10 protein-coding genes, 1 tRNA gene and 1 other RNA gene are annotated in these 11,458 nt (G+C 68.8%); 3 read left to right on the top strand and 9 right to left on the bottom strand.

Annotation, left to right across the window (positions count from 1 at the left end):
* Nucleotides 1-45 precede the first annotated feature (45 nt).
* The 5 genes from ACFSJG_RS07180 to ACFSJG_RS07160 all read right to left on the bottom strand — a co-directional run bounded on the left by ACFSJG_RS07180 (nt 46) and on the right by ACFSJG_RS07160 (nt 3,399).
* Entirely contained in the window at nt 46-522 is a 477-nt protein-coding gene (locus ACFSJG_RS07180; RefSeq protein WP_378484523.1) for a DUF4282 domain-containing protein, read from the bottom strand.
* A gap of 135 nt (nt 523-657) precedes the next feature.
* Nucleotides 658-1,551, bottom strand: a complete 894-nt coding sequence (locus tag ACFSJG_RS07175) for a DUF2189 domain-containing protein (RefSeq protein WP_378484522.1) — start codon at nt 1,549-1,551, stop codon at nt 658-660.
* A 138-nt stretch (nt 1,552-1,689) separates the two neighbouring features.
* The gene (gene gluQRS, locus ACFSJG_RS07170) at nt 1,690-2,601 is read right to left on the bottom strand and encodes a tRNA glutamyl-Q(34) synthetase GluQRS (protein ID WP_378484521.1); all 912 of its coding nucleotides are present in this window, start codon (nt 2,599-2,601) and stop codon (nt 1,690-1,692) included.
* A gap of 30 nt (nt 2,602-2,631) precedes the next feature.
* Nucleotides 2,632-3,180 carry a TIGR03086 family metal-binding protein gene (locus tag ACFSJG_RS07165; protein ID WP_378484520.1) on the bottom strand — a complete coding sequence of 183 codons (549 nt, stop codon included), beginning with the start codon at nt 3,178-3,180 and terminating at the stop codon, nt 2,632-2,634.
* A 131-nt stretch (nt 3,181-3,311) separates the two neighbouring features.
* Nucleotides 3,312-3,399: transfer RNA gene (locus tag ACFSJG_RS07160), tRNA-Ser, on the bottom strand.
* Nucleotides 3,400-3,492: 93 nt separating this feature from the next.
* On the opposite strand from ACFSJG_RS07160, the gene ffs reads away from it, so the two are divergent.
* Nucleotides 3,493-3,587, top strand: an RNA gene (gene ffs, locus ACFSJG_RS07155) — signal recognition particle sRNA small type.
* Nucleotides 3,588-3,636: 49 nt separating this feature from the next.
* Nucleotides 3,637-4,929: an aspartate aminotransferase type Ic gene (locus ACFSJG_RS07150; RefSeq protein WP_378484519.1), complete on the top strand. Its 1,293-nt coding sequence runs from the start codon at nt 3,637-3,639 to the stop codon at nt 4,927-4,929.
* Nucleotides 4,930-5,017: 88 nt separating this feature from the next.
* Here the strand turns inward: ACFSJG_RS07150 and ACFSJG_RS07145 are convergent, their stop codons facing one another.
* Complete coding sequence (locus ACFSJG_RS07145; RefSeq protein WP_378484518.1) at nt 5,018-5,653, bottom strand: DUF5701 family protein; 636 nt, start codon at nt 5,651-5,653, stop codon at nt 5,018-5,020.
* A gap of 142 nt (nt 5,654-5,795) precedes the next feature.
* Between ACFSJG_RS07145 and ACFSJG_RS07140 the strand changes: the two genes are divergently transcribed.
* Nucleotides 5,796-6,380, top strand: coding sequence for an HhH-GPD-type base excision DNA repair protein (locus ACFSJG_RS07140; protein ID WP_378484517.1), 585 nt, complete (start codon nt 5,796-5,798; stop codon nt 6,378-6,380).
* Between the two features lie 59 nt (nt 6,381-6,439).
* On the opposite strand, the gene ACFSJG_RS07135 is transcribed toward ACFSJG_RS07140, so the two are convergent.
* The 3 genes from ACFSJG_RS07135 to ACFSJG_RS07125 all read right to left on the bottom strand — a co-directional run bounded on the left by ACFSJG_RS07135 (nt 6,440) and on the right by ACFSJG_RS07125 (nt 11,113).
* The gene (locus ACFSJG_RS07135) at nt 6,440-7,789 is read right to left on the bottom strand and encodes an acetamidase/formamidase family protein (protein WP_378484516.1); all 1,350 of its coding nucleotides are present in this window, start codon (nt 7,787-7,789) and stop codon (nt 6,440-6,442) included.
* 178 nt (nt 7,790-7,967) lie between these two features.
* Nucleotides 7,968-9,668: an alpha/beta hydrolase gene (locus ACFSJG_RS07130; protein ID WP_378484515.1), complete on the bottom strand. Its 1,701-nt coding sequence runs from the start codon at nt 9,666-9,668 to the stop codon at nt 7,968-7,970.
* A gap of 86 nt (nt 9,669-9,754) precedes the next feature.
* Nucleotides 9,755-11,113: an ammonium transporter gene (locus ACFSJG_RS07125; protein ID WP_378484514.1), complete on the bottom strand. Its 1,359-nt coding sequence runs from the start codon at nt 11,111-11,113 to the stop codon at nt 9,755-9,757.
* Nucleotides 11,114-11,458: the final 345 nt, after the last annotated feature.

Raw genomic sequence — 11,458 nt, 5'->3', positions numbered from 1 at the left:
CGGGCGCGAACCCGAGGAGGGTTCGCCCCCGACGTTCGAGGTCGGTCAGGGCCGGGCCTTGAGCTCCTTGACGTCCTCGGAGATCTTGATGACGGCGACGTAGAACTCCAGGCTGATGCGGAACAACGCAAGCAGGATCAGCCCGATGACCGGTGCCGTGATCAGCAGGACCAGCCCCATGACGGGCTCGCCGGACCCGAAGCCCGCGACGACGGCGATCAGCACGTACAGCGACACCAGCACGGTGAGCAGGATGTACAGCACCTTGACGACCTTGGGCGTCACGTAGCTGTTGAAGTTGAAGTCGAACAGCGCCTGGAAGAACCCGCTGGCCTGGGCCTGCGGGTTGGTGGGCGGAGTCGGGGGTGCGGGCGGAAAGCCGCTGTAGGTCGGTGCGCCATAGCCGGGAGCGGCGCCGTACGCGGGCGGCGGCGTCGGGTAGCCGGGCTGCTGAGGCGGGATGTGGTGCCCTTCCTGCCCGTACGGCTGCCCGGGCTGGTCGGTAGGTCCTCCGGTGGTCATGGTGCTCCCCTGTTGTCGCGGCGACCACGGTGGTCGCCGGGGGCACCCTACGGACGAAGTCGAGCCGATGGTGTCCGCACACACCGAACAGGCGGGTGTGGATTCGGACACACCCGCCTGTTCGGCCCTGTTCGGTCAGGCGGAGACCCGGCCCCCGGTCGCCACGCGGTAGGCGTAGGTGGCGGCGATGTAGGACAGGGGGTAGGTCACCAACAGTCCGACGAAGCAGAGCAGGGTGCCGACGATGTTCAACCCGAGCAGGGCGAGGGCGAGCAGAACGAGTGGCCCGACGTGTTCCGAGATCGCCGAGAAGCTCGACTTGATCGCCGTGACGGCGTCCTCGTCCCGGTCGATCACGAACTGCAGTGTCCACCAGGTCAGGAACGCGACGATGATGCCCGGGATGATGAACAGAATCAGGCCGATGGTGATCATGATGCCGACCAGGAGGCTGGCCAGGATGATCGCTCCGACGTTTGTGAACTGGAAGAACGAGCCGATGTTCGGCTTGTTGCCGTCCGCCTCGTGCAGTGCGCCCCGGACGAGGGCCGCGCTGATCAGGTAGCTGACGATGACGGTGACGATCGTCCCGATGATCCGCCACACGCCGAAGTAGTCGCCGAAATCCGATGTCTGATACGAGTCGTTGAGGCCGAACACCCAGCTGATGACGAGCTGGATGAGGAAGACGATGACGGTGATCCCGATCCAGACGCCCGCGTTCTCCTTGTACTTCGTCCAGGCGTAGCGCAGGGCGTCACCCACGGTCAGCTGGGGCGTGCCGCCGGGACCACCGAACCCGGGGGCGCCGTGGATGGGATCACCGTATCCGCTGGTCGGGGGTGGTGGCGGGTACCCTCCGGGCGGCTGCGCACCGTAGCCGGGAGGCGGTGGGTATCCGCCGGGCATGCCGTAGTTCGGCTGGCCCTGGTTCGGTGGTTGCCCGTAGCCCGGGGGCGGCGGATAGCCCTGGTTCGGCGGCTGCTGCGGGTTGTTCGGATCGGGGCTTCCCGGGGGGTTCTCGCTCACGTCGCGTGTCCCGTCGTCGCGCGCAGGCCGTACCTGAACTCGACCTGCACAGGTCGTGGAGAGGGTCGTTTGCTGGCACGACAGTACGACGACAGTCGCCGCGATGCATGGCGAGCCGCCGCCCGCGTGTCGCGTCGGCTACGCCGGTTCGTCCGGAGTGAACACCCAGGGTGTCCGCGGCAGCGAGCCGGGGTCGAACCGGTCGAGGAGGTCGTCGGTCGACGGGACCTCGCCCGGCCCGGCCATTCCGAGCGACGCCGCGAGCACTCCCCGCACCGCGTCCGGTCCGAGCCCGAGCGCGGCCTGGTCCGCGAGGGTGACGGCGCCGTCGCGTTTCGCCAGCCGCGCACCCGCCCCGTTCAGCGCGAGGGGCACGTGTGCGTAGACGGGCGCGGGCAGCCCGAGCAGCGACGCCAGGTAGGCCTGCCGTGGCGCGGATCCGAGCAGGTCGTCGCCGCGCACGACCTGGTCGACGCCCTGCGCGGCGTCGTCGACGACGACGGCGAGGTTGTAGGCGGGGACGCCGTCGCCGCGGCGCAGCACCACGTCGTCGACGAGGCCGGTGTACCTGCCGTGCAGGAGGTCGTCGACGGTGAAGTCGGTGACGTCCGCGCGTAGCCGGATCGCGGGTGGCCGCCCGGAGTCCCGCTTGGCCTGACGCTGCGCGGCCGTCAGGTTCCGGCAGGTGCCCGGGTAGTGGCCGTCCGGTCCGTGCGGCGCCGTCGCGGCCTGCTGGATTTCCCTTCTCGTGCAGAAGCACTCGTACGTCAGGCCCGCCGCGACGAGGGTGTCGAGTGCCGCGGCGTAGCGGGGGAGCCGCTCCGACTGCCGCACGACGTCGCTGTCCCAGTCGAGGCCGATGGCGGCGAGGTCGGCGAGCTGCCGTTCCTCGGCGCCGGGCCGCACCCGGTCGAGGTCTTCGACACGCATCAGGAAGTCGCGGCCGGTGGAGCGGGCGAACAGCCAGGCCAGCAGCGCGGTGCGGAGGTTGCCGAGGTGGAGGTCGCCGGACGGGCTCGGCGCGAATCGTCCCGCGCCGCCGTCATCCATGGCGTCCAGCCTAGAGAGGTGCCCGGACGGTCAGGCACGCCTGCCCAGCATGGCGAGTACCCGTGTCTGCTCGTCGGCGTCGGCGGGAACCTCGACCGCAGGACCGCACACGCCCGGCGTTCGGATCCGGTCGCCCATCCGCTCGGCGAGCGCCGCCGCCAGCGCCAGGTCCTCGGCCGGGATCGTCTCGTCGACGCCGGTGGCGTGCGCGATGTCCCACCGGTGGATCGCGAGGTCGAAGGCGATGAACGCGCCGAAGATCGCCGCGACCGTGGTGCGCCCGAGGGCGCCGTCGTACTCCAGTTCGGCCCGTGCCGGATCGTCGAGGACTGCCTGCACCTCCTCGTGGGTCGCCGTCCACGCGGCCAGCGGGTCGTCGTCGACGCTCGGCGCCGGGGAGAGGCTCACCCCGACGGGGGTAAGTGGGAACGACTGGACGTCGATGACGTGCCGCAACACGTCGCGGGCGGTCCAGCCTTCGCACGGCGACGGGTCGTCCCACCGGTCGGTGGGCACGGCGGCGACGGTGCCGGTCAGGTTCGCGGCGAGTCGGCGGTAGAGCTCGGCTGTCTCGGTCATGCCTCCATCGTCGCGCCGGCGTGGGGCCGCGGCTTGAAGAAACGCGCCATTCCGAACGGATCGGGCCTGGCAACGAACGCCGACCGGTGAACGAACGACGGCCCCCGATCCGAAGATCGGGGGCCGTCGTGTGGCGGAGGATAGGGGATTTGAACCCCTGAGGGCGTTAACCCAACCCGCGTTCCAGGCGAGCGCCATAGGCCACTAGGCGAATCCTCCGTGGAGGAGCATACCGGCTCACCCTTCGAACCACGAAAACGGGAGGTGACCCGCCCGATTGTGGCGCTTTCCGCTGGCATGGCTACACTCGTCCGTGGATCCCGCGCGGCGCGCATCCTGTGAACTCCCCCAGGGCCGGAAGGCAGCAAGGGTCAATGGGCTCTGCCGGGTGCGCGGGGTCCCCTTTATTTTTCGCAGCCCCCGCGCTCGCAGCTTCGGTGTGAAAGGTCTCCCTGGATGCCTACCCAAACCCAGATTGGGTTGATGAGCCACGAGGAACTCCGTTCCGAGCACGAACGGCAGTCCGAGAAGTACTCGCAGCTCAAGGCGGAGAAGCTGGTCCTCGACCTCACTCGCGGCAAGCCTGCACCCGAGCAGCTCGACCTGTCCGAGGCGCTGCTGGCGCTGCCCGGTGAGGGCGACCACCGTGACGGCAACGGCACCGACGTCCGCAACTACGGCGGACTGACGGGTCTGCCCGAGCTGCGCGCGATCTTCGGGGAACTGCTGGGCATCCCGGTCTCGAACCTGCTCGCGGGAAACAACGCGAGCCTCGAGATCATGCACGACCACGTCGTCTTCTCCCTGCTGCACGGCAACGTCGACTCGCCGCTCCCGTGGGTTCGTGAGGAGAAGGTCAAGTTCCTGTGCCCCGCACCGGGTTACGACAGGCACTTCGCGATCACCGAGTCGCTTGGCATCGAGATGATCCCGATCCAGATCCGTCCTGATGGCCCGGACGTCGACCTCGTCGCCCGCCTGGTCGCGGAGGATCCGCAGATCAAGGGCATGTGGATCGTGCCCACCTACTCGAACCCGACGGGTGCCGTGTACTCGGAGGAGGTCGTCCGTGCGCTGGTGTCGATGCCGGCCGCGGCCCCCGACTTCCGTCTCTTCTGGGACAACGCGTACGCGGTGCACCCGCTGACCGAGGAGTTCGCGCCCGCGCACGACGTGCTCGGCATGGCGGCCGCGGCGGGTCACCCGAACCGTCCGTACGTGTTCGCGTCCACGTCGAAGATCACGTTCGCCGGTGCCGGGGTCAGCTTCCTCGGCGCCTCCGACGCGAACCTGGCCTGGTACCAGACGCACCTCGGCAAGAAGAGCATCGGCCCGGACAAGGTCAACCAGCTTCGTCACCTGCGTTTCTTCGGTGACGCCGACGGCGTCCGCGCCCACATGGCGAAGCATCGCGAGATCCTGGCACCGAAGTTCGCGGCGGTGCTGCGGATCCTCGAGGATCGCCTGGGCGCGTCGAAGGTCGCGTCGTGGACGGAGCCCAAGGGCGGCTACTTCATCAGCCTCGACGTCGTGCCGGGCACCGCGAAGCGGGTCATCGCGCTGGCGAAGGATGCCGGTATCGCGCTGACGGCCGCGGGATCCGCGTTCCCGTACGCGACCGACCCGGACGACACGAACATCCGGCTCGCGCCGAGCTTCCCGTCCCTCGCGGACCTGGAGACGGCGATGGACGGTGTCGCGACCTGCGTGCTGCTCGCCGCGACCGAGAAGGCACTCGACGACGCCTGACCTCGCCTCACGTACACGCATGAACGGAACCGTTCAGTCGGATCGGATCGACTGAACGGTTCCGTTCATGTCAGGGGTGGTATGCGGTTCAGATCCCGACGCGGGCGCCGGCCGAGGCGGACCCGAGCCAGGTGTGCGGGTTGCCGTTCCAGCACCAGCCGAGCTTCGGTCTGCGCTGACTGATCCAGAGCGCGGGAACGCGCTTGTCGCCGCATCGGGACGCGAGCAGCGAGAAGCACTTGTTCTTCCGCAGCATGTCGGGTCGGGCGGTGAGCAGGGCGATTCCCTCCTCGACTGTCAGGCCCGTGCGTCCCTTCGCGGCGAGTGACGTCGACGCGTCCGCGGGAGTGACGTTCAGGTAGTCGCTGCCGGTGTCGACGTCCTGCAGGAGATAGCCGACGCCGCCGGGGATCGTCACCGATTCGACGGGCCGGAATCGTGCGAGGTCCTCGGCGTCGAGGTCGGAGAAGCCCTGGTGGGTGCCGAGAGTGGTGCGGCTCATCGCGAGGTGGGCGTCGACGGGTGCCCCGGTGGCGGTCCGCGCGACGACGATCACGAACGGGATGTGGTCCTCGCCCCGTTCGGTGGACTCGTCGGTGACCAGTGCTCGCAGCGGCTGCAGTGCGGCCGTGAAGTCGGCCGGGCTCTGTCCGGTGAGCTCCGGATAGCCGAGGTCGGTCAGGACCTGGAGTTGCCGGTCGAATTCGTCGTGCGGTGTCGTCATGCGCTCCCCTTTTCCGTACGCTGTACCGACTGACAACGAGGGGTCGGCGCAGATGGTTCCCGGCGTTCGCCGGTGACGTGTCGGGCTTCTCGTACGACGCCTCGGGTCTCCTGCAGGGGCAGCCGGTGCGAGAATCGAGATCATGTCCCTCACGCTGCACCTCGCCGGCGACGCAGACGCCGACGCACTGCTCGCGTCGACTCCTCTCGCACTGCTGATCGGAATGTTGCTCGACCAGCAGATACCAATGGAGGTGGCGTTCGCCGGTCCGCGCAAGCTCGACGAACGGCTCGACGGCGGCCTCGACGTCCACACGATCGCGGAGATGGACGAGGACGCCTTCCTCGCGATCTGCGCGACCCCTCCGGCGGTACACCGGTTTCCCGGCTCGATGGGTAAGCGCGTCCAGGACCTGTGCCGGTTCGTCGTCGAACACTACGACGGCGACACCACCGCCGTCTGGACGGAAGGCGACCCGAACGGCAAGGAAGTGCTCAAGCGGCTCAAGGCGCTGCCCGGGTACGGGGATCAGAAGGCGCGGATCTTCCTCGCGCTGCTCGGCAAGCAGATCGGCGTGGAGGTACCCGGCTGGCGCGACGCGGCGGGTGCCTACGGGGAGGACGGGTCGCGGCGGTCCATCGCGGACGTCGTCGACGACCAGACGCTCGCGGAGGTCCGTGAGTTCAAGAAGGCCGCCAAGGCGGCGGCGAAGGCCGCGAAGGCGTGACCACCTGTGCGTGGATTTGGTAGCCAGAACTACCAAATCCACGCACAGGCGCGAAGCGCCTATTCGAAGTGCTCCTTGAAGATCTGGCCGTGGACGCCGACGGTGCGGTCGACGACCTGGGAGACGGTGAAGTCCGCGGCCGCCGACAGGTAGGCGTATGCGGTGGCCCGGTCCATGCCCTTGTCGTGTTCGAGGAAGTCCAGGGCGTTGACGACCGCGCGGCGCATGGCCGCGTTCAGGTCGCTGTTCTGGCCGCCGACCGATCCGTCAGGATCGGAGAGGCCGATCGGAATCCACGACTCCGCGGTCTCGCCGAACGGGTACGAGTACGCGACGGACGGTGCGTCGCCGGAACCCTTCTTGCACACGGTCAGCCGGAACGTTCCCCGCAACGATCCCTCCATCGCCGTCAGCGCGGCTTCGCCGTCACCCATGCTCATGTGCGGGTCACCGACGTAGAACAGCGCGCCCTCCGCGAACACCGGAAGGTACAGGGCCGAGCCCTGCCCGAGGAGTCGGATGTCGATGTTGCCGCCGCCGAGCGTGGGGGGGATGGAGTTGGCGCTTGCGGCGGTGGGGTCGGTGTCGGTGGAGAAGGCGACCCCCATCATTCCCATGAAGGGCCGCAACGGGAATCGGACCTTGCCTGCGCCGAACGGCATGACGCCCTTGCCGTCCTCGATCGCGGTGAAGGTCGAGACGTTCCCGTACTTCATCGGATCCTTGGTGCCGCGGCCGTCGGTGCCGATCGGCGGCATGACCTCGTCGAGGCCGATGCCGGCGGGGGCGGATCCGTCCGCGGTGACCGCGAGCGACCCTTTGCCGTGCCTGCTCGACACGACGCCGTAGGGGACGCGGGGCACGGCCTCGAGGGTTTCGATCTTGAGTACGTCTCCCGGTTGCGCACCCTCGACGAACACCGGCCCCGTCACGACGTGCGGCCCGTCCTTGTCGAAGTTGCGTGGTGTGCGGGAGTATTCGGCCGCGATCGCGATCGCGTCGTCGAGGATCGCGGACCGTTCGACGCCCTTGCCGCCGAAGTACTCGACGGGATCGCGGCCCTGGTCCTCGAGGATGCCCTCGTGGGACACGGCATCGATGGTGACGGTTTCTCCCGACCGCATGGACGTCACCGGCGCGCTGTGGACCGTCGGAACGTAACCCCACAGGACATCGGCGGGGTCGGATCCGAGGTAGTGGTCGCCGGTGATGGTGCCTGCACCGGGTTGGAGGATCGGCAGTGGACCACTCGGCGGCAGCGACGACGACCCCTGCGCGGCGGCGTGCGAGCATCCGGTCACACCGGCCACGCCAACTCCGGTGCCGACCGCCATCACGGCACGCATGAAGCCTCGCCGTCCCAGTCCGCTGTTCAGTACTTCCGCTGCGCGGGAACCGAACTGATCCATGGTGGAGTGCCTCTCTGTCGCCGTCGATGTTCAGCGACAGAAAGTTACCTACGCTTTGTATCTAGATTATTTCGGCTGTATGTCCGAATTGTTCGGGCTGTCGCAGACAGGTCGAACGGGTGCCTCTCGCGAGATGACGTCCGGGGATTGCCCCGGACGCCATCTCGAGAAGGTGGTGTCAGTCGGTGAAGACCGCGTGTACCCGCGCCGTGTCCTCGGCCGTCCAGCCTTCGGGCTGCAGAATGGCGGCCCACATGTCGGCGGCGTCGGCGCCGAACGTGTGCCCGTGCCCGGCCGGGACGTCGGCAGAGAACACCATGTCCAGGGTGACCTGCCAGAACGTCACGAACGGCATCCAGCGCATGCCGGGATCGACGTCGTCGCCGAGCGGCTCGCGAAGCCAGTCTGGCTTGTTCAGCAGCAGGTCGAAGGACCACCAGGTGATCGGGTCGGAGGCGTGCTGCCAGTAGATGATTCGTGGATCACCCCACGGCGCGCCCCCCATGTCGAGGTCGGCTGCGGACGCCGCGAACCGCACGCTCTCGCCGCCGTCGATCACGGGCAGTCGCTCGTACGAACCCGCATCGCGGTGGTCGGTGAGGTACGACCACTGCGGGCTGAAATTGGGTGTGCCGACCCACAGCGCGCCGTCGGTCCGGGCGAGCATGTCCTGGGCCCCGCTGAAAGCGCCCTGGCCGCCGAACGATCCGAGGCTCTCCCCGAACGTGACCAGTTTCGGACGCGATTCCTCCGGGCGCTCGTCGACCGCGCGCTCGACGGCCTCGAAGAGTGCCCGCCCGGCCTGGGGTGGGGTTTCGCGGTCGGCGATGAACGACAGCGGGCTCGGCAGGAAGGAGTACTGCATCGCGGCGATCGCGGAGTCGCCCCCGGTGGTGTACTCGAGCGAGGACGCGACCCGCGAGTTGACCCAGCCTCGGCCTGTGGTGGTCGCGACGGCGATCACGGACCGCTCGAAGGCACCCGTGCGTTCGAGCTCGGCGACGACGAGTTCGGCTGCCTCGTCGACGTTCTCGGCCGCGGCACGGCCCGCGTACACGCGGATGGGGGTCCGAGCGGGACGTCCGGTGACGCCGGTGATCTGTTCGGCGGTCGGGCCGCCTGCGACGAACGTTCGGCCTTCCTTGCCGAGGCTGTCCCACGACTCCATGGACGCGGGCGACCCGGACCGCTCCGGGGCCTGCGGCTGCTCGACGCCGTCCGCGGTGCCGTGGTCAGCGGCCGCCGCGGACTGGTTGGCGAGGCCGATCAGCCCTCGGTAGACCAAGCCGTTGACGGCGAAGATTCCAATGGCGACCACGACGGCGACAGCCACGAGTCGGGCGAAGGGGGCCGGGACGTACCGCGATCCGACCCGTGTGAGGGCACGGGTGCCGCGACGGATGCCGCGGGACGCGGCGAGCAGGATCACCGCCACCACCACCGACAGCAGCAGGATCAGGACGTAGTTGGCGCGGTTGGCGCGCTCGACGCCTGCGAGGTCGCGGACGATCTGCTGCCACCACGACCCGAGCACCAGGAACAGCGGGACCGTCACCGCGGTGACGGCCCCCAGCGTCCACCAGCCGATCCGTCGGGTGCGCGCCGAGTAGTTCGGTGACACACCGCATCGGCGGACCACCCAGGCTGCGCCGCACCCGATTCCGTATCCGATGGCGACGCTGATGCCGGTCGCGACGCCCTGCAGGAACCAGGCTCGGGGCAGGAGCGACGGTGTCATCGACCCCACGAAGAAAAGGAGGGCGACGGCGAGCCCGACCGGGTGCAGTCCGCTGAATCGCCGTGCCACGACCGCCTGTTCGGGTGGCGTCGGCGTGGCGTCGTCGGGGAGCGGTGGAACGGCGGTGAGCGTGCTGGTCATCGTCGGGTCCTGGCTGCGAGGGCTGCGGGGGGTTCGGTGCCGAACCCTCGCGGATGATAGCGGACGGTTGTCCAGCTACCGGTTCGTCAGGACTGGTCGGGTGCGGAGGCGTCGTCGTCCTTCGCGTCGGGACGGCGCCTGTCCTCGGCCCGGTGCGGCGGGAACAGGCCGGTGTGGCCGCCGAACAGGCCGGGCGACCCGGGGTTGCCGTGGGCTAGCACGGCGTGCTCGTACGCGGATTCGGCGTGCAGTGCGAGGTCGATGCCGCCAGACTCCTCGTCCGCGGTGACGCGGAACCCGACGGTCCGGTCGATCAGCTTGCCGAGTCCGTAGGTGACACCGAAGGCGTAGGCACCGACCACCAGGACGCACAGTGCCTGCTTGCCGAACTGGGTGAGGCCGCCGCCGTACAGCAGGCCTTCGGCGCCGTTGGTCATGACCTCTGCGGCGAGTAGTCCGATCGCGAGGGTGCCGACGATGCCGCCGACGAGGTGGACGCCGACGACGTCGAGGGAATCGTCGTACCCGAATCGGAACTTCCAGCCGACCGCAAAGGAACAGACGACGCCGGCGAGCAGACCGACCACTGCGGCACCGAGGACGGTGACCCAGCCGCAGGACGGGGTGATCGCGACGAGGCCCGCGACGACGCCGGACGCGGCGCCGAAGGTGGTCGGGTGGCCGTCGCGGCGCTGCTCGACGACCATCCAGCCGAGCATGCCGGTGCAGCCGGCGACGAGGGTGTTGACGAACACGGCGGCGGCGGTGCCGTTGGCGCCGAGCGCTGATCCGGCGTTGAACCCGAACCAGCCGAACCACAGCAGTCCGACGCCGAGGAGGACGAGCGGCAGGTTGTGCGGGCGCATCGGCTCGCTGCCGAACCCGATCCGCTTGCCGAGCACCAGGGCGAGAGCCAGGCCGGACGCGCCGGAGACGATCTCGACGACGAGGCCGCCCGCGTAGTCGAGGGCACCGAAGGCGGCGATCCAGCCGTCCGGACCCCACACCCAGTGCGCCACCGGTACGTACACGATCAGGGTCCACACGGGGACGAACACCATCCACGACGAGAACTTGGCGCGGTCGGCGATCGCACCGCTGATCAAGGCCGCTGTGAGGATCGCGAACGTCAGCTGGAAGGTGGCGAAGAGCAGCTCGGGAACGGTGCCGTGCACGGTGTCGGGTCCGATGCCCGCCATGCCGATGTGTTCGAGGTTGCCGAGCAGGCCGCCGCCGATGTCGTCGCCGAAGACGAGGGTGTAGCCGACGACGAGCCAGACGACCGTGACCAGCGCGATCGCGACGAAACTCATCATGATCATGTTGAGGACGCCCTTGGACCGGACCATGCCGCCGTAGAACAGCGCCAGGCCGGGGGTCATCAAAAGGACCAGTGCGGTACTCGCCAGCAACCAGGCGGTGTCGCCGGTGTCGATCGCGTTCACGTGTGTGCCCTTCTGTCGACTGTGTCGCGCGCCGCAGGCGAATATTCGCCGTCGGAGTTTCCTCACGGCTTCCAAGGTGTTGCATCTGTGTTTCGCATTGCTCACACCGAATGTCCGGCTTGTCCCTTCCGGTCCCCGAAAGCGCCCCCGAGTCGTACGGGGAGTGCGCCGTCGTCCCGGGTGGAGGTGGCCTTGCGCGGTCCAGAGAGGTGACGGTGGCCTTCGGCCGGGTGAGGAGTCCGCGGTAGTTCGGGGTGAAGGCGGCCTTCATGTGATCTGACGGTGGAAGGTGCCCTTCGGCCGGTGGGGCGGGTGCCCGTCGAGCACGTCGATGTCGGGGCTCGG

The sequence above is a fragment of the Rhodococcus gannanensis genome (assembly GCF_042681175.1).
GTDB classification, from domain to species: domain Bacteria; phylum Actinomycetota; class Actinomycetes; order Mycobacteriales; family Mycobacteriaceae; genus Rhodococcus_G; species Rhodococcus_G gannanensis.
The sequence above is the reverse complement of the archived record's forward strand: the minus strand, read 5'-3'. Positions and strand labels throughout refer to the sequence as shown.

Bases quoted from the DNA above. Each gene is read 5' to 3' on its own strand.
- ACFSJG_RS07180 (WP_378484523.1), bottom strand. From the start codon at position 522: ATGACCACCGGAGGACCTACCGACCAGCCCGGGCAGCCGTACGGGCAG.
- gluQRS (WP_378484521.1), bottom strand. From the start codon at position 2,601: ATGGATGACGGCGGCGCGGGACGATTCGCGCCGAGCCCGTCCGGCGAC.
- ACFSJG_RS07165 (WP_378484520.1), bottom strand. From the start codon at position 3,180: ATGACCGAGACAGCCGAGCTCTACCGCCGACTCGCCGCGAACCTGACC.
- ACFSJG_RS07150 (WP_378484519.1), top strand. From the start codon at position 3,637: ATGCCTACCCAAACCCAGATTGGGTTGATGAGCCACGAGGAACTCCGT.
- ACFSJG_RS07145 (WP_378484518.1), bottom strand. From the start codon at position 5,653: ATGACGACACCGCACGACGAATTCGACCGGCAACTCCAGGTCCTGACC.
- ACFSJG_RS07140 (WP_378484517.1), top strand. From the start codon at position 5,796: ATGTCCCTCACGCTGCACCTCGCCGGCGACGCAGACGCCGACGCACTG.
- ACFSJG_RS07135 (WP_378484516.1), bottom strand. From the start codon at position 7,789: ATGGATCAGTTCGGTTCCCGCGCAGCGGAAGTACTGAACAGCGGACTG.
- ACFSJG_RS07130 (WP_378484515.1), bottom strand. From the start codon at position 9,668: ATGACCAGCACGCTCACCGCCGTTCCACCGCTCCCCGACGACGCCACG.